We start from the raw sequence: 20,344 nt of genomic DNA on the forward strand, positions 1-20,344 counted from the left end.
TATTTAACACAATTATAATTTTAATTAAAAATTTTTCAATAATTTCTATCCCTTATCGCACTGAATCTGAAATAAAATAATGAAAAGCGTTAAACTGCTTTTGGTATTTATCTTTATCTAATTTATAGAGAATTGCCTTCTTTGTAGTAGAATTTTCATTCTTCTCACCTGTATCCAATAAAAGTTTTGTAGAAAGTATTTTACGACTAAAATTTCTTCGGTCTAAAAGTGAATCATAAATGGCTTCGTAGAGTTTTTGTAACTGAGGAATTGTAAATTTTTCTGGCAACAATTCAAAACCAATTGGATGCAAAGCAGCTTTATATCTTAATCTTTCAAGAGCAATATCAACCATTTCATTATGGTCAAAAATGAGTTCTGGTCTATTTTTTAGATTTATCCAAAAAGCATTTTGAGCCTTTGCCGAATCTTGGTCGTGAGCATGAATATTGATTAAGGCAAAAAAACAAACGGATAAAGTTCGTTCAACTGGGTCACGGTTGACTTTTCCAAAAGTTTGAATTTCCTCAAAATAGATTCCTTTCAAACCTGTCAAATCATATAAAATTCTGTTGGTTGCATCTTCAAGGTCTTCATCCGATTCCAAAAAGCCCCCCATCAATGACCATTTCCCTTTTTCAGGGTCAAAATTTCTTTTGATAAGTAATAATTTGATGTCCTCTCCATCAAAACCAAATACGATACAATCGAGTGCAACAAGAATTCTATTAATATGTGGATAATTCGCCATGAAAATGCTTAATAATTGATTTATTCAGGTAAATACTTTCACGAATCAAACAAATATTCCTTACAAATGCAAAAAAACTCAAATCATCCCCAAATCGTGTACTTGTGACACAATATTACTTTATTTTTATTAATTATCAAAAGAATCCTGCAAAACAACCCAATTATTCTTAAATTTCAATTCCCAAAATTTAAAAGTTGGCTGACCTTCTTTGTATGGGTCGTAGAAATGAGTGGAGATGATTTTTTTGTTGTCTTTTAATAGTAAACCAAAATGCCCAGGTCCAATAACATTTCCTTTTGTTGCTAAAACAGTTGTTCCTCCACCTTCAGTCAAATCACGCCCTTCTTGGTCGAGATAAGGTCCAAAAATGGATTTAGATTTCCCTGCCACAACTCGATAGGTACTATTTAACCCTTTGCAACACAGACCGTTATTGGCAAAAAGAAAATAATCTTCTTTGTTTTTTATGATGTATGGAGCTTCCCAATCAGATTCTCTTCCACCTGCCAGTTTTTTGATTTCACCTTTGGTTATTCCAGATACAGTATCAATTTCAACCGCCCCAATTCCACCATGAAACGAGCCGTAGGTCATATAGATTTTGTTATTATCATCACGGAATAAAGCAGGGTCAATCGCATTGAAATCTGTTTTCTTTTCAGATTTTACAACTAAGCCCAAATCTTCCCAATTATATTTTTCAGATTTAGGGTCTAAAGATTTAGAACGTGCGACGCCAATGGCAGAAACCGCCGAACCAAACGAAGAACATGAATAATATAAATAATAAAAACCATTCATAAAAATGACATCAGGAGCCCAAAAATGTCCTTTAAAGTCTTTCACCAATTCTGTAATCCAAGAGGGAAATTTATCTTTTTCAAAAATTGATTTTGTAATTTTCCAATTCTTTAAATCAGTAGATTGAACCGCTTGAATACCATTTCCTGTTGAAAAATAGAAATATTTACCATTATCAAATTTTACGGTACTTGGGTCGTGCGTGAAAATTTCACCTGATTGTAAAAGTCTGATATTGTTCAATACTTTATCACGATTACAAACAATTTCTCCATTTTGATATTCTAATTCAGCCAATTGAATAGAACTTCTGCGTGTTCCATAATTGTCAACGCCTTTATTTTCTGGTGTTTTTTCGGGATGCGTAAAATAGTAAATAAAGGCTTTATCGCCACTGACTACCACGTCTGGGTGTCCGCCCATTACGCCATCATCAACGCCTTTTCCTGCTTCTTTGAGAATATTATTGGCTTGTCGTTTCCAGTTTACTAAATCATCGGATTGATAAATTCCTAAGCCTTGCCAATTATCAACCACCATCCAATATTTGCCTTGCCATTCAAAAACTTTTGGTCCTTCTCCGCCTTTGTCTCCGATAACTCTTTTTCCCGAATCTGTCCATTTGTATAAATCGGGAGAATCAGCATAATAAATGGATTTCCCATCGGCTTCGTTGTTGTAATACATTCGCCATGAACCATTTGGCAATGGAAAAACACAAGCATCAATACAGCGTTCGGAAGCAAGTTTTAATTTAGATTCAAAATGCCAATTGATTCCATTTTTACTCGTTAAATGAACAATGTAGCGGGGATGTTTCCAATCCTTGAAAACGCCAGGAACATAGGTCAAATACATGTGAAAAAGCCCTTTGTTTTCTATGATTTCAGGAGCCCAATGCGTGTAATCCGTCAAACGATATTGAATATCGCAAGTATCTCGATATGACCAATTTACGCCATCACTTGATTCTGCAATGCCAATACGGGTGCCATGTACCCAAGTTACGCCATCTAATCCTTCAGCTTTTGCCCGACGATTGGTATAGTACATGAACCACTTTTTTTCGGGTTTATTCCAGATAACAACAGGGTCGGCAGCACCATCGTAAATTGGGTCACGGTATAACGGCTTTTTTACTTGAGCAACACCCGAAAATTGGATGAATAATAAGCAAAGTATAATGTATAATGAGGTAAGTAGGTTATTTTTCATTTATGATTTTTAGGCTTTACTATAAATTTAGGATTATCAATTATCAAGATAATTTCAGTAAAATCTTAATAGCTAATAATCCTAAATTCAGAGCAAAGACAATATTTTACTTATCTAAAACCTTAACTCTATAAACGATAAAAGATTTTGCGGGTAAACTTAAATTAATAATTTTCTTCTTTACATCAACAGTAATGTCCTGTTCTGCTGGACTAACATTTGTTGCATTTTCAAAAGTATTTACTTCTTCCAAATTATCTTTTTGCATCACGAATGCCTTTGCTTTTGGGTCAAGTTTTTTAACGCCCGCCAACGACAATTCATGATTTTGAGCTTTTCCAGATACATTAACAACTTTGATAATTACTTCATTGGCATTTTTGTCCCAAGCTGCCGCAGCGTATAAACTATCTTTTCCTGCTATGGTTGAACCACTTTCAGTAATTGGCAATACGTGTGTTCCTTTATTATTACTATATAGTTTTTGAACGTAATAATTTGGCGTTCCATAACTACGAAGATTGTCCACCCAAATTAAGTCGGGAGTCCATTGCCAGCCATCAGCATGAGCAAATAATGGAGCATACGAAGCCATTTCTACTACGGCAGCGTTACGTTCTAAACCCGTCATAAAAGCAGCCTCCGACATAGCACATTGCCAAGTATTTTTATTATTTGGACTTACCGTTTGAACACTTTGAGCTGCATATTCACCTGCAAAAACCTTTGAACCATTACGGTCATAAGAATCATAACGACTTGCATTTTTCAAAAACCATTCAGGTTTATTGTAATAATGTTCGTCGATGATGTCAGCATTCATAGCACGTAATTCAGTATTCAAATGTTGAAAAATACGGCTTTCTGGGTCAATACCTGAACTATTGACAATTTTCATCGTTGGATATTTAGCTTTGATTGCCTTTGTAAATATTTTCAAACGTTCTATATATTGTGGGCCCCAGTTTTCGTTTCCAATTCCCATCATTGTTAAATTAAATGGAGCAGGATGACCCATATCTGCACGAGTTTTCCCCCATTTTGTAGAAACATCGCCATTTGCAAATTCAATCAAATCAAGTGCATCATCAATATATGGTTGTAATTGGTCTAATGGTACAACTTCGGCAGAATTGAATTGACAAGCCATTCCACAATTTAAAATTGGTAGTGGAGCAGCACCGATATCGTCGCATAATTGGAAATATTCAAAGAATCCTAAACCGAAAGTCTGGAAATAATCTGGAGCTGGACGGTGCGTAAACTCAATATTCCAACGGTTCATAATTAACTGACGTTCTTCGATTGGACCTAATGTTTTTTTCCATTGATAACGGTTATTCAAATCAAATCCTTCTACAATACAACCTCCAGGGAAACGAACAAAACCAGGTTTCATATCGGCTAATAATTGAATCATATCAGCACGCATTCCACCTTTACGCCCTTTCCAAGTGTCAGAAGGGAACAATGAAATCATATCTAAATCAACTACGCCTGTACCTTCAAACCAAATACGGAATGTACCTTTTGGTTCTGAAGCAAGTGCATTAAAACTTGATTCAATTTTAGACCATTCTTTGCTATTTGGCGTAACGAGGGTACTTCCAATGATTTCTTTTTTGGCATTTAATAATTCGACGTGCATTTTTACAGAACCCGTAATTACTCTTGCTAAAACCGAGAAATCATAACGTAATCCACTTTTAAAACCCATTCCCTTAAAGCCTTCGTTTGAAAGTCCAAGTTCTCCTTTTTGGGTATTATTCACAGTAACCGTAAGATAGCGTGGATTGGCTGAGGTTTTATCCATTCTATTCTGTACCAAAATTTCACCTTCATGTCTTAACTTCACAAGGACTTCTTTTTTGGCTTCGGCAGGATATTCAATATTCCAACCCATTAAAGGCTTCGCAAACTCGAATGAACGGTTTTTGATTAATTCGGCATAAATACCACCATCTGCTCCCATATTAATATCTTCAAAAAATACGCCCCACATGGTTGGCTGAATTTCTGAAACTTTATTAGGAACATCAACAACTATTTTCTTTTGGGCAAAAGTGTTTATTCCGAATAAACACAAAGCAATAAGATATATTTTTTTCATTTTAAACGTAGGACAGGTTTCCACCTGTCATTTTAATATTTATCAGGTTGGAAACCTGTGTTACTCAATATTTATCAGGTTGGAAACCTGTGCTACTCAATATTTATCAGGTTGGAAACCTGTGTTACTCAATATTTATCAGGTTGGAAACCTGTGCTACTCAATATTTATCAGGTTGGAAACCTGTGCTACTCAATATTTATCAGGTTGGAAACCTGTGCTACTCAATATTTATCAGGTTGGAAACCTGTGTTACTCAATATTTATCAGGTTGGAAACCTGTGTTACTCAATATTTATCAGGTTGGAAACCTGTGTTACTTTTTCAAGTTCAAAACCACTACCGAATAAGCAGGAAGTGTTAATTTTAATACTCCTTTTTCCAATTTAGCTCCTTTGAAATCTTGAATGGCAATTTTATTTGGATTCTCGAAAGAGTTAAAATCATTGATTTTTGTCGAGGCTAAAATTGTTCCTGATAATTTAGTGAAGTCTTCTCCTCTCAAATTAATCGACACTTCTTGTGGTTTTGAATAATCAATATTTGTCAGTGAAATATTCAAGCTACCCGTTGCATCTTTGGAAGCCGAAGCAGAAACTGCCGTCAATTTTTTGCCTTGATATTCATAAGAAGCCGATTCAATTGAAATAGGAACAAGCGTTGCATCTTGGTGAACATTGTACATTTTCATGACGTGATACGTTGGCGTAAGCAACATTTTCTCTTCGTTTGTCAAAATAACCGACTGTAAAACATTTACGATTTGAGCTAAGTTGGCAACTCTTACACGGTCAGCGTGATTGTTGAAAATATTTAAAGTAATACCCGCAATCATGGCATCACGCATGGTATTTTGTTGGTATAAAAACCCCGGATTTGTTCCTGCTTCAACATTGTACCAACCGCCCCATTCGTCAACTACCAAAGCAATTTTTTTAGCAGGGTCATATTTATCCATAATCGTTGAGTGACGAGTTACAAATTCTTCCATTTTCCAAGCTTCATCCATTGTCTTGAAATATTGAGCTTCCGTAAAATCTACCGAAGGACCTTTGTCTCCCCAACTTAACACTGAATAATGGTGCAAAGCAACGCCCGAAAGCATATTATGAGGAATATTTTTCATCAAAGTTTCTGTCCAAGCATAATCGCCGTCACTTGCTCCCGAAGCAATTCTGTATAAACCACCTGTATTGCTCCAATCAGCCATAAAGGTTGCATATTGACGATAAATATTTGAGTAATGTTCAGCCGTCATATTTCCGCCACAACCCCAAGCTTCATTACCAACGCCCCAAATTTTTACGTTCCAAGGTTTTTCACGACCATTTTGTTTACGTAATTCAGACATTGGACTTCCCGTTGGGTGATTTACATACGTTACCCAATCAGTCAAATCTTTCACTGTTCCACTTCCTACATTTCCTGCCAAATATGGTTCAGCACCGATACGCTCGCATAAATCCAAGAAATCGTGCGTTCCGAAACTGTTATCTTCCGTAACACCACCCCACCAAGCATTAATCATACTCGGACGTTTTGCTTTAGGGCCAATACCATCTTTCCATTGATAAGTATCTGCAAAACAACCACCAGGCCAACGGAGATTAGGCACTTTCAAATCTTTCAAGGCTTTAATTACGTCATTACGAACACCGTTTGTATTCGGTATTTTTGTGTTGTTTTCACCCACATACATTCCACCGTAAATACATTTTCCCAAATGTTCAGCGAAATGCCCGTAAATGTGTTTGTCGATTTTGGTTTTAGCCAAATCGGTGTTTAAGGTAATTTTGTTTTGTGCGGAAATCATTCCTGACAAAAACATAAAAAAAACGATTGATAAAGATGTCTTTTTCAATGAATTAAGGTTTTATTGTTAATCTAATTTGATGAATTCGAGGTGAATAAACACCATTGTTTGCACTGATTTTTAGTACAAGATTTTGGGTAGAATTTTCCGTTTCTGGAATTTTCAATTTAATAATTTTATTGTCGTTTGATACTATCTCTAATGGTTTATCATTCACTAAAAATGAGAGATTGTCTTGTTTGAATTTATCTAAGACAGCGATTTCAATATTTCTTCCTTCAAGATTTTTATTGGTCAATTGGTAAGAAATAAAGGATTTTGTATTTCTCCAAAAATGTCCTTCTTCATAACCTGAATCGCTTTTTTCGCCTTTGTAATTATGGTCAACTTCGGGTTGTTGTTCTCCGCAATTTATTTTATCAATTGTGTTTGCTTCCAAAGCTAAAATCTGCTTTTCATAGTTTTTTAAATTCTCGGTATTTTTCTTAAATTCCTCAGAATTCATCGTTTGAAAATACATTTGATAACGGGCATCATGTAATTCAAAAAATGGCATCAATGTAAGATTTGAGTATGAAAATTTAAGTTCTTGAAGATTGACGGGCTTTATCTTTTCTAAATATCCTCGATTGTCTGCTACCAAAGCTACGGCAGACTCTAATGAATATAATTTCCCTTTGGCTTCGTGTCCCATTCTGCTATCATCGGCAAAAAGCCCGTCTAAATTGGCAGTATCTGTTTTGGCGGCTAACACAATTGGGCCGTGCATAATAGCTGCCCAATTTGAACTATCAGGCAAATATTCCAAATGCGTTTGCATAGGTAATTCTACCAAAATTTTATCGCCATTTTTCCATTTTCTATTGATTAAAATGTATTCAGATGATTTTGCCGTAAATGCTTGATTTTTACCATTTACCCAAATTTTCACATTATTCGCCCATTTTGGAAAACGAATGCCAATGTTGAAGTTTTTAGTTTGCTTTAAACTGACAATTAGCTCTGAACGATTGCTATGCGGAAATTGCGTTTTTTGTGTGAGTTTTATGTCTCGTTCTGCCCAGTTGAGCACCGAAGGAATAAACAAATTGACAAATAAATCTTGCTGATTATGGCTATAAATCAACTCGCCATATTTGGTATGATTTTCTATACCCGAACCTACACAACACCACATACTGGTTTCAGGCTGCGAATAAACCCGATAATGACTGGGACGAATGGGCGTAAAATAAACAAAACCACCCTTTGTTGGATGTTGGCTTGACAAAATATGGTTGTAAAGTGTTTTTTCATAAAAATCAAGATATTGCAAATCGTTTTTATCGAAAAATAAAGCCTTACTCAAACGGAGCATATTGTAAGAATTGCAGGTTTCTGGCCCTTGATTTGACTCCAACATTTTAGAGAAATCATTGGTTGGATTAAAATGTTCTCGAACACTATTTCCACCAAAAGCAACGCTACGTTTTTGCGTCAAATTATTCCAAAAATAAACTGCGGCATCAGACCAATCCTTATTTCCGTTCAACTGAGCTACTTTTTCAAAACCAATAACCTTTGGAATTTGCGTATTAGCGTGCAAACCTGTGAGTTTATCTTGATGCTGAATTAATGGATTTAGAATAGCTTTATGCGATATTTTTTCAGCAATTTGAAGATACTTTTTGTCCTTTGTGATTTCGTATAAATCTGCAAAAACCTCATTCATTCCACCGTGTTCTGTCCGAAGCATCGTTTGAATTTGCTCCTCAGAAAGTGGTTTTATCAAGTCCGTAAACCAGTCACCCAAGCCAATTAAAACCTGCAAAGCCTGTTTATTATTGGTAAATTGATACGCATCTCGCAAGCCCGCAAATAGTTTGTGAATATTATAAAGTGGCACCCAAGTATTATTTAAACCGAAGCTACTTCCATCAATATCGCCTTTATGAATACGCTCCCAAAATACTTTTCCTTGTGGAATTCCTCCCACATAACCATTGCCATTTTTAGCTTGACAACGAGCCAATTCTGAAACCATATAATCCAAACGGCTCTTTAATTCGGTATTTTTAGTGGAAGCATACATCATTGCCAAAGCTGACAAATAATGCCCGCCAATGTGTCCATCCAAACCCGAACTTTCCCAGTTTCCATACCTTTCAGCTTTCAAGGGTAAACTTGCATCAATCAAATACGGAGCTAATAATTTATCAGGATTTAAAGCTAAAATATACTTCAAATCAACGTCTTGAGCATTTTTAAAAACGCCTTCCGTCAATTGAACCGATTGCAAAGGAAATGATTGCATTTGTGCAAAGGCAGTGAAAGCACTTGTACAAATGAAGAGAAAATGAAGGCTATATCTTAATGATTTTTTCAATGTTTTTGGGTTTGTTGGATAAATTATGCCCCTTTAATAAACCTAAATTAGACCACAGATGACACTGATTTAACGGATTTACGCTGATTTTTATCAGTTTATCCGTGAAAATCTGTCTAATCAGTGTTATCTGTGGTCTAATTTATCTCAGTACACAAATTATTACGAATCGAAATTATTTCAATCCCGCCGAGGTCATAACAATAGGCAAAATCTTTCCATTTTTATCGTATTTCAATTCATCCACACAAACTGAACGGTGAAAACTTGCGGCATCGGGCGATAATGCTCCGTTATGATAAACGAAATATGATTTGGCTTTAAAATCCACAATTGCATGGTGATTTGTATTGCAATTTCCAGCGTTTTCACAAATTAAACTTTCAAATTTCCAAGGGCCATGAATGCTCTTACTGGTTGCATAGATGGTTTTTTCAGGAAAATCAATTGAATAACTTAAATAATATGTCCCTTTGCGTTTATGAACCCAAGGAGCTTCCGTAAATTTGGTAGGCACTTTTACTTGCTTGATTTCACCATCTAATTCAATCATATTTGGTTTTAACTTAGCATAGTAACAAGCAGTATTTCCCCAAAAAAGGTAGGCTTGTCCATCATCATCAATAAAAACGGTTGGGTCAATATCATCCCAAGAAATGGTTGCTCCTTTGGTCATATCATTCGTAATAATTGCCGAACCTTTGGCATCTTTGAAAGGTCCAAGCGGATTATCTGCTACGGCAACGCCAATTGCTTTACCTTTGATAGTTCCATGCTCAACCGCCACATACCAATAAAATTTTCCATTTCTCTCCACCACTTGCGAAGCCCAAGCATCGCCTTTTGCCCAAGCAAAATCTGTTGCTTTCAAGGGTACAGCGTGTTCTGTCCACGTTTTCATGTCAGAAGTTGAAAATACCAACCACTCATTCATTACATAACGTTGCTCACGATTGGGTGCTTCGTCATGTCCTGCATAAATGTACATTTTGTCTTTATAAACCAATGCAGCAGGGTCAGCAGTGAATTTGTCTTTAACAATTGGATTACCATTCGGCAATTCAACTAATTGAGCCATTGCTTGGCTGGCAATTAATAAAAGGAATAATATTTTTTTCATTAGAAATTTATTTGGGTAACAATTTTTGTTCTTCTATGATTTATAAGTAAAATTATGGTTGGACTAACGCTGGCTGGGTTCAAAACTCAGCCAGCGTTATATTCCGTATAAATCAAAGAAATATCTCATTTTTTAGATGTCACAACACTATTCAAATCCTTAAATCTTGTATTAAACACTTTAACAGTCTCATTATTTACTCCTACAACTACTTGGTTATCAACCAATAATATTGATTTTACATCTCCTTCTACTAAAAACCCGCTTTTGTAGGCAGGAATACTTTTAAAATCTCCCTTGCCATTTCCTTTTAGGAATAAACCCAAAGAAGCATCCGTTCTACCTGTTGAATATTCAGTTTGATATTCATTTCCTGCTAATAAAATGTCAGGTTTATTATCGTTGTCAAAATCTGAAATTAGAATACAATTTACGGGTGCAAATTGGGCTTCAATTGGTAAATCATGGCTTTTGAATTGCCCATTTCCTATGTTTTCCAACCAAACACTTTTGGTGTTTTCACAGGTTAATTTCAATAAATTATCCTTCCCAAAATCATCTACCAATTGATTCATCGTGACTTGTGCGAAATCTTTATGATATAAATATTTCTTCTTGATAATTGGCGTTTGTTCAGCAATTTGATTACGGTCAAAATCTGGGAATAATTCAAATTCTTGATTTGCATTACGAATGTGATAAGCAGGCATTAATTCGTTAGTTCCACTATTATCTAAGTCTTTGGCAAAAAGATAAAAAGGTCTTTCAGCCGTGACATGATATTTATTATTTTGCCCATAATTTCCTGCTACCAAATCTAAATCTCCATCGCCGTCCAAATCTGCCGAAGCCAAAGAACGCCACATTCCTGTATTATTTTGCAACGTGGTTTTATCGGTAATTTCAATGAGTTTATTTTTGGTATTTTTGAAAAAACGAATTGACATCCATTCTCCTGCCACGACTAAATCTTCAATTTTATCGTTATCAATATCTATCCAAAGAGCATCAGTAATCATTCCTAAATCTTGAAAATCCCTACTGAATGAACCAGTTACGTCTTTAAAAATTCCATGTTCATTTTTAAAAAGATAACTTTTAGGAGATTTTGGAAAATTTTCATTGTCAATTCTACCGCCAATAAATACATCTAAATCACCATCTTTATCAAAATCATTTATGGCAATTGTACTTGAAAAAACGTTTATATTTTGAGGAAAAGCATTTGGATTTCTTTTAAAATTTCCTTTTCCATCATTTAAAAATAACTTTGGCACTGAAACAAAACCTCTTGGATATTCGGTACTTCCACCCGTAATTATTAAGTCTAAATCTTTATCATTATCAACATCAAAAAACTCAGATGCTAAATCTTCTTCCATTTTTCCAAAGGTTTCTAATTCCTTTGCTTCAAAACTGCCATCTTGTTTTTGTACAAATAATTTTCCCGATTGTCGGGCTGCTCCACCTACAAAAAAGTCTTCTAAACCATCACCATTCACATCACCTTTTGCCATACAAGGTCCTAATTGTGAATATTTTTGTGGTTGTAATCGACGAACGTAATAATCAAAAAATGGCGTTTCTTGGTGTTTGAAATTTATCGTCTGTGGAGACACAGACAACGGCGATGTGAATGTCGTCTGTGGAGACACAGACAATGGCGATGGCAAAATATTTGCCATTTTTTCATTCAAAATAACAGACTGATTTACCTTTAAATTTCGTAAAACTTGCCCTTTGCCACTCGTCCAAACTATTTTTAAAGAATCAACTTTTTTACTATTTCCTAAACCAAAATGTAAGCGATTATCTACCGTCGAAGCATACCCACGAACAGGAGACTGTTCCGCACTTTGCACTTGACTATTGCTGTAAATCAACACCTTAGCCCCAATTCCATTTAAATTCCCAAGATTTCCTTTTAGCTCAATTCTTAAAAAGTTATGAGTCGTATCAGCCGTTGATTTACGTAATTCATTTCGCATCACAAATGCCTCCTGATTCATATTATTGACTACTACATCTAAATCTCCATCATTATCCAAATCGGCATAAACTGCCCCTTGCGAAATAGATTTTTCGTTAATTCCTACCAAATTAGATTGGTCTTCAAAAGTCAAACTCTGATTATTATGATAGAAGAAATTGGTCTTTTTAACAGGTTCAAATTCGTCTAATCTTTTACGCCAATTTTTAATTTGGTCAGGACTTATACTTTGAGAATCACCTCCGCCAAAACTGTATTCGCTGTGTTTTTCTTCTTGGGTAAAAGCAATGAAATCATTATTGGTTAAATCCTTAGCAAGTCCATTGCTAATATGAATATCTTTCCAAGCATCATTGTCAAAATCTGCCATCAAAATACTCCAACTCCAATCGGTTTCGGCAATACCCGCCAAATGTCCAATTTCTGAAAAAAGCGGTTCATTATTTTCTCGATTTCCCTGATTTACTTGTAGCATATTTCTGGAAAATTGTTGCTGATAACCAAGACTTCTTTGCATTTCAAATTTTTCGGGCGTAAATCCCAAGACCATCATTTTTTTGCGGTCATTGGTATTAGGCATCATGTCTAAAACACCTAAATCGGGTAGTAAATCGTTGTTAATATCTGCCGCATCAACGCCCATACTACTGAAACTTTGGTGTTTGGTAGCTTTGGCACTAATGTTTGTAAAATGTCCTTTTTTGTCATTTAGCCACAGGCAATCATTACTCAAATAATCATTTGCCACATAAATATCAGGATAATTATCTTGGTTCAAATCTGCCATAACAACTCCCAATCCATAGCCATCTTCTTTAATTCCTGCTTGTTTAGAAACGTCTGTAAAGTGTTTTTGAGGGAAATCATTACGGTATAATTTATCCGCCGCAGGAGCATTTCCAGAAGAATCAACAGGAATTAAACGATTGGGTTGTGGCTCAAAAAGTTTGTGATTGAGCAAATACATATCCAAATCACCATCTTTATCATAATCTAAAAAAGTAGCTTGCGTTGAAAAACCTGTATCAGCTAAACCATATTCTACGGCTTGTTCTTTGAAGGTTGGATTTTGCCCGCCTTGATTTACAAAAAGTAGATTTTTGCGTTGATTGACATCTTTAAAATGTGAAACACAGAGGTAAATATCCTGCCAACCGTCCTGATTTATATCAATCACGCTCACGCCTGTTATCCACTGTTTTTTTGTAATTCCTGCCTTTTCGGTGATGTCTTCAAAATGAAAAGCTCCTTTATTCAAATATAACTTACAACCCACCTGACTCGCTCCGAAAAAGACATCTTGCAAGCCATCATTATTAAAATCGCCAACGCCAACACCCGAACCAATGTACATATATTCGTTAGTGTAAAAATTGACCGAATCGCTTTCCGTAATTTGATTATTGAAGGTAATATTGGTTTCGGAAGACGGTAAATTGGTAAAAAACAAAGCCGTTTTAGTTTGTTTTTGGCAACTTGAAAACATTAGAGTAAGTAACAAAAAAGTAAATATTTTTGAAATTTCACAAACAATAGAACACGGATGACACAGATTCTGCGAAGCACAGATTTTCACAGATTTTGTTCTGTAATTTGTAAAAATCTGTGTTATTATTTTCTGTGTCATTTGTGTACTATTTTTTGTTCTATGCCCATTTTTTTGACCTGTCAAAAAATATACAGGTTAAAACCTGTGTTACTTTTTCTTTCCCCAAACGGAAGTTCCTTTATTGTTTAATCCTGTAAAAACGAAAGTGTCTTTTTTGTTTTCCCAATCTCGTCCTGCTTGAACGTTTACTTTTTCGGTTGTTCCGTCGCTCCATTTTAATGTCAACCAAGGTGCATTATAGCTCCAAGTACTTGAAGCGTCGTTATTGAGGGTTTTATCGGCATTTATTTTCAAATCTACTGATTTCTGAAAATCGGGAGACGATTGTTCTTTGTCATATCCAGGTACAACTCGGTAACCAAAAATGATTCGTTCCCAATCGCCAATTAGTTTAGTTTCATCCACATTTTTGGTTTCTTCATAAGCAAATCTTTCGGGTGAAACCACAGGCCAACCGTCTTCTGTCCACAAAATTTTCCGAACGTGCAGAATCATATACGCTGCCTGATTGCCTGGTCTGCCCTGATGCCCCATAAAATACTGTCCATTCTCAGGGTTTTGAAAAACAGAACAATGTGAAACCCCTTGCCAACCGACGTGTCCATTAAATTGGTACGGAGCTAAAATCATTGGTTCGTGGTCAACGTCTTTATTGGCATCAATTCCGTTATAATCATAAAAAGGTCCAGTTGGCGAATCACTTCTGCAAACTCGAACATTGTATTTTGTTGCCAACCAATCGTAGGCTATAAACAAGTAATATTTTTTAAGTTCTTTGTTATAAATTATCTCTGCCCCTTCTATGTTTCCATTATATTTTCCGTCGGTGAAACCTCTGTTAGCAATTCTTTTCCCTTTATCTCCTGCTTTTAAGGCAAGTCCAGTGGCGGGGTCAAGTTGTAGCATATAAATTCCGTCCCAACCAGAGCCGTAATAAAAATATTGTTCACCTGTTGGAGTTGTTACGACCGTTGGGTCAATAGCATTGGTTTGGCGTGAATTATCGTTTAAAGATACTACTACAAGTCCTTTCTCTGTCCAAGGGCCTTCAGGATGCGTGGCAGTAGCCAAACCCATAACACTTCTGCGGGGGTCTGATGATGATAATGAGTAATACAGTCTAAATTCGTTATTGTGTTTGATAACATACGGAGCCCATAATGAATTGAAAGGAACTGTGCCATTTTGACGAATAAAATCAGCCCCCATTTTGGGTAATTGGTCAAAAACCCAACCGTAAGTAAACCATTGAACAAGGTCTTTTGAAGAGCGAATTTGAATCCCTGGTTTGATGTCAAATCCAAAAGCTACATCAGTATTGTAGCAATAATAAGTATCGTTATGTTTGATGATGGAAGGGTCATGAACGTTATAAACACCCCAACGCAAAAAATTAGTTGGATTAGCAATTTCGTCATAACTGTCTTTAATGGTATTTATGTCAAAAGTGGGCGTAGTAACCACAGGCGTTGTGGGCGTAACAGGTTGTGGGGTTTCTTCTTTTTTATCACAAGAAAAAAAAGCAAGTAATATCAACAGCTTAAAACAATGATTTTTCATATCGTTTATAAAATGTGAGGGAGGAAAATCCTCCCTCAATAAGTCAATTCAACCAAAAGTTAATATGAGGCATTTTGCTTAACACCTACATTATTATCTATTTCTCTTTGTGGAATTGGGTAATATTCACGTCCTGTTTTGTAAGTATCAAATTCAGGATCATGCTTTTTCAATTCCGCTAATTTTGTGGCATCTTTCAACCATCCCCAACGGTTTACATCGTCAAAACGGTGACCTTCTAAACAGAATTCCAATGCTCTTTCGTGTGATAATTGGTCACGGAAATCTGCTTGTGTCATGTTTGGTCTAACTTTAGTAATATCCGCTAAGCCAACTCTTGCTCTTACTTGTTGAACGTAAGGAATTGCTTGAGACGTTTGTCCTAATTCGTTCAAACATTCTGCATACATTAACAAAACATCTGAATAACGCATCAAACGCTCATTAATACCCGAACGCCAGTCAAATTCGTCAGCCTTTGTATCATCATTTGCATATTTTCTACAGAATAAATCATTCAAATCTTGAGGGTTTCCACCGTATCTTTTTGAAAATTCTACGCCATAAACCATGATTCCTGGAGCATTATAAAACATGGTTGCAGGTAAACGTGGGTCAACTTTACCATCGGCAGTTTTTTCTTTCTGATATTCATCAAAAATCCAACGAGTTGGTTGAACGTCTGTCCAGCCTAAACCTCTTGCTCCGTAAGTAATAGCTCTACCCGTTACTCTACCCCAACCTGGTGCAGGCTCGCCACCCCAGTTTAAATCTTTTCCACCTGCATCACGAGAAAATTGTACTTCAAAAAGTGATTCGCTGTTGTTCTCATTAGCTTCTGTGAAGTTATCACGATAATTTGAAACTAACTTATATGTACCCAAATCAATAACTGCTTTAAATTGTACAGCAGCTTCTTGGTAACGCTTATTGAATAAAAGGGCTTTACCTAAATACCCCATAGCGGCACCTTTAGTTGCTCTACCAGTTTGTCCTTTATCTGAACCAGTTACGCCATCATAAGAGGCTGGCAACATTTCTGCTGCTTTTTTCAAGTCATCAATTACTTGATTCCATCCTTGTTCTGGTGTTGATTGAGGAACGGTAAAATCTGCTTTTGATTTTACAGAATTAACTGGTAAAGAAACGTTTCCGTACATATTTACCAAGTGAAAAAAGTAAAGTCCACGTAAAAAATAAGCTTGTCCCAATACTCTTTTCTTCAACTCTGCATCCATTGCAATATTAGGAACATTATCCAATACTAAATTAGCTTTAGATACCCCTTCATAATATGCACCATACGCCCAACCATATATAGCATCATTACCTGCATTGAGTGCAAACTTTCCTGAGTTATACATTTGGTCCCAAGGGCTATTACTCTTCAAATCATCTCCACGATTATCCAATAAAAGGTTCGTTGAACGCATATATCCACCATCAACTGCTAAGGTTAGGTAGGCTGCGTTAACACCTTTTAGTGCATCATCTTGACTCTGCCAAAAAGTTGCAGAAGTTTGAGCGTTTGGATTATTTTGTTCTAATTCTTTGTCACAAGCTCCAGCAATAAGCAGTAAACTTGCACAGAAAGCGATATTTTTTAATGTATTCTTTTTCATTTTCTTGAGTTTAATTGATTAAAATCCTACTTGTACACCTGCCATGAAAGTTCTTGGATTTGGATATGAGCCATAGTCATAACCACGAGAGAATAATCCATCACTTGAGAAGTCTGGGTCATAACCTTTATATCCAGTTAGGAAAAATACATTTTGTCCAGAAACATAGAAACGAGCTGATTCAATACCTTTCAATTTTTTCAAAATTGTTGATGGTACGTTATAGCCAAATTGGAAGTTTTGTAGTTTCAAATATGAACCACTTTCTACAAATCTGTCTGAATCTCTACCGTTAGCATTTGGGTCACCAATAATTGGTCTTGGAACATTCGTTGAAGTGTTTGCAGGAGTCCAATAATTTAAAGCGTCCACACTTCCATTTGAGTATTGCAAGCCCATTAAGTCACGATAAACACCGTTGAATACCTTATTTCCTGCTTGTCCTTGCATAAACATTGAGAAATCAAAGTTCTTATAACTTGCTGAAAAATTAACCCCGTAAGAAATTTTTGGAATTGAAGAACCTAAATAAATTCTATCTAAAGCCGTGATTTTACCATCTCCGTTCACATCTTTGAATTTAATATCGCCAGGGGCTGCATTAATTTGCTCTGCATGGTTTTTAACGTCATCAGCATTTTGGAAAATACCTTCTGTCTGATAACCATACAATTGACCTACTTCTGAACCTACTTCTGTAATACTTGCTGCTCCATAAATTGGGCTGTTTGTACCACCTAAAGCTAATACAGTATTTTTCAACGTATGAATATTTCCTGAAACTTCATATTGGAAATCTCCTGATTTTTTACGGTACGTTGCCGTTAATTCAACACCACTGTTTCTTACTGAAGCGGCATTTGTCGTAATTGTTCCGTTGGTAGCACCTACTGAATAAGGAATTGGCACAGGAGCAAGAATGTCATAAGCCGTGTTATTAAAATATTCAGCCGTTAATGAAATTTTATTTTCTAATAAACTCATATCAACTGCTACGTTGGTTGTACGCTTAGATTCCCATTTGATACTTGGGTCAACCACTTGAGTACGTGTTGCACCTGGAGCCAAAACTCCACCAAACACATATCCTGCGTTTCCGTTAATGAATGTATCAAATAAATAATCTCCGATAGACTGATTTCCTAATTCACCGTAACCTCCTCTTAATTTCAAGGTGTTAATAGCAGCAGGCAATTGAATATCATTATGAACATTCCAAGCACCAGCAATTGACATAAAATTACCAAAACGATTTAATGGACTGAATTTAGAAGAACCATCACGACGGAAGTTTACCGTTAATAAATAACGGTCTGCATAGTTGTAATTTAAACGTCCTAAATATGACATTAAAGCAGCTTCATATTGAGCTCCTGTTACATTTCTACCACCATCAATTTTGATTGGAGCACTCAATGATTGGATATAAGGTTTTTCTAATCCTTTCACCGAACCTTGAATTGAATTATTCGTAAAGTTTTGGAAAGTATAACCACCTAAAACATCAACTCTATGTTTTCCAATTTCAAAATTATAAGTCAATGTATTTTCAATAAGGTTGGTAATAACATCTCCACGGTTTTCATTGTACACTGCATTTGGTGTTAAATAATAAAAACCTAAATCGTATTCTGGTTCAAAATATTTATAAACATAATCTAAACGGTCATGGCTTAAATTCAATTTATATTTCAAGTTTTTCACGATTTCATATTCTCCCCAAGCATTTGCCAACAAACGATTTCTGTTGTCAGTACCTTTCAATAATGAGTTCATACCTACAACGTTCAAAGTAATAGCTCTTTGAGTATTGTTATCGCTACCACCAAAACCACCTAAACGATTAGCATCATAAACTGGCATCGTAGGAATAGCAGTTAACATACTTGTAACAGCTCCACCAAAAACGGCGTGTTCACGTGTATTTTCAGCCCCAACTTTGTCTGCATCTGTAAATCCTACTTTTGCACCAAATTTGAATTTTCCTTTTTCACCTGTAACGTTTCCGTTAAAAGTAAAACGTTTGTAAGCTTGTGGGCCAGTTACGGTACTTGTTTGGTTATAATATCCTACTGAAACGCTGCTACGTAAATTTTTACTACCACCCGAAACACTAATGTTGTGGTCTGTGATATAACCCGTTTTGATAGCTTCGTTTTGCCAGTTTGTATTAACACCACTGATAAAAGCAGGGTTAGTTGGGTCATTAGCTGGAGCAATTCTTAATCCTGCATTTAATTCAGCCGCCGAAACTACTTTTTGGTAACCTGCTCTGTCCATTAAATCCCATCTTCTTGCGATATTCTGAACACCTGCATAACCATTATAATTAATTTTCATCTGACCTTCCTTACCTTGCTTTGTTGTGATAATTACCACACCGTTTGCACCACGAGCACCATAAATTGCCGCCGAAGAAGCATCTTTCAACACTTGCATCGACTCAATATCACCTGGGTTAAAGTCCATTGCTCCATCAACTGGCACACCATCAATTACAAATAATGGGCTGTTGTTTCCAAAATTACTAATACCACGAATTTTGATTTGAACGCCTCCTCCAGGTTCACCATTTCCTTGAACAGTTACACCAGAAACTTGTCCTTGTAATAATTTTGCAATGTCGGGAGTAGCTGTTTTTTGAGCATCTTTTACTTTTACAACCCCTACTGAGCCAGTCAAGTCTTTTACTCTTTGTGTACCATAACCAACTACAACAACTTCACTTAGTTCTTTGTTGTCTTCAGCCAAAATAACATTTACAACACTTTGATTACGTACTTGTACTTCCTTTGAAGTGTAACCAACAAATGAAAATACTAAAGTTGCCTCTTTACTGTCATCAGGAATTGATAATTTATAATTACCCTGACTGTCTGTTGTTGTTCCAACATTTGTTCCTTTAATACCAACATTTACACCAACAACTGGCGAACCATTTTCATCACTTACTTTACCAGAAATCCCTTTGAAATTATAATGAGAAATCCCATTTGCTTGTAGTGAACTACTTAGCAAAGGTGAAAAAATGAATATTAACGAAAGTGTTAATATTGAGCAAAAACGAAAGAACTTTTCATTGTTCAACGAATCTTTTGCTTTTAGATAGAATGCTTTCATAAATATGAGCACGTTTAAATTTTAAAATGAGTAATAATTTTTTGAGTATTGAAGGAGTAACCTCCCCTGTGAGCTTTGTAATTGTTTTTGTTTAGTATTTTTTGTTCATAGGCAAAATTTTACAATATGTGTTATCATGACACAATAATTAATAAAGTTAAAAATCGGCTTTTTCAATAAAAACGTGTCACATTAACACATTATTGAGGTTTTAAAAAATGTGTCACATCAACACATTTAATGGCAAAAAAATTTGTTTTGGATT

At 35.7% G+C, this 20,344-nt stretch carries 10 protein-coding genes; all 10 read right to left on the minus strand.

Annotated elements, in window-relative coordinates; translation table 11 throughout:
• Positions 1-52: 52 nt before the first annotated feature.
• Positions 53-751, minus strand: coding sequence for an NUDIX hydrolase (locus VB796_RS01315; protein ID WP_109742826.1), 699 nt, complete (start codon positions 749-751; stop codon positions 53-55).
• A gap of 129 nt (positions 752-880) precedes the next feature.
• Positions 881-2,770, minus strand: coding sequence for a family 43 glycosylhydrolase (locus VB796_RS01320; protein WP_323344703.1), 1,890 nt, complete (start codon positions 2,768-2,770; stop codon positions 881-883).
• A 106-nt stretch (positions 2,771-2,876) separates the two neighbouring features.
• Positions 2,877-4,880: an alpha-L-arabinofuranosidase C-terminal domain-containing protein gene (locus tag VB796_RS01325; RefSeq protein WP_323344704.1), complete on the minus strand. Its 2,004-nt coding sequence runs from the start codon at positions 4,878-4,880 to the stop codon at positions 2,877-2,879.
• 316 nt (positions 4,881-5,196) lie between these two features.
• Positions 5,197-6,708: an alpha-N-arabinofuranosidase gene (locus VB796_RS01330; RefSeq protein WP_416233508.1), complete on the minus strand. Its 1,512-nt coding sequence runs from the start codon at positions 6,706-6,708 to the stop codon at positions 5,197-5,199.
• Between the two features lie 37 nt (positions 6,709-6,745).
• Positions 6,746-8,986, minus strand: a complete 2,241-nt coding sequence (locus tag VB796_RS01335; RefSeq protein ID WP_323344790.1) for a glycoside hydrolase family 127 protein — start codon at positions 8,984-8,986, stop codon at positions 6,746-6,748.
• A 247-nt stretch (positions 8,987-9,233) separates the two neighbouring features.
• On the minus strand, positions 9,234-10,178 hold the full coding sequence (locus VB796_RS01340) for a glycoside hydrolase family 43 protein (RefSeq protein WP_323344705.1): 945 nt from the start codon (positions 10,176-10,178) through the stop codon (positions 9,234-9,236).
• 125 nt (positions 10,179-10,303) lie between these two features.
• A complete protein-coding gene (locus VB796_RS01345) occupies positions 10,304-13,669 on the minus strand; it encodes a VCBS repeat-containing protein (RefSeq protein WP_323344706.1) in 3,366 nt (1,121 codons plus the stop codon).
• A 195-nt stretch (positions 13,670-13,864) separates the two neighbouring features.
• Positions 13,865-15,337, minus strand: coding sequence for an arabinan endo-1,5-alpha-L-arabinosidase (locus tag VB796_RS01350; RefSeq protein ID WP_323344707.1), 1,473 nt, complete (start codon positions 15,335-15,337; stop codon positions 13,865-13,867).
• Between the two features lie 59 nt (positions 15,338-15,396).
• Positions 15,397-16,959 (minus strand): RagB/SusD family nutrient uptake outer membrane protein, encoded by a 1,563-nt coding sequence (locus VB796_RS01355; RefSeq protein ID WP_323344708.1) that lies wholly within the window; start codon positions 16,957-16,959, stop codon positions 15,397-15,399.
• Positions 16,960-16,977: 18 nt separating this feature from the next.
• Positions 16,978-20,079, minus strand: a complete 3,102-nt coding sequence (locus VB796_RS01360; RefSeq protein ID WP_323344709.1) for a TonB-dependent receptor — start codon at positions 20,077-20,079, stop codon at positions 16,978-16,980.
• Between the last annotated feature and the right edge of the window lie 265 nt (positions 20,080-20,344).

The sequence above is a fragment of the Arcicella sp. LKC2W genome, from assembly GCF_034931005.1.
GTDB lineage: Bacteria > Bacteroidota > Bacteroidia > Cytophagales > Spirosomataceae > Arcicella.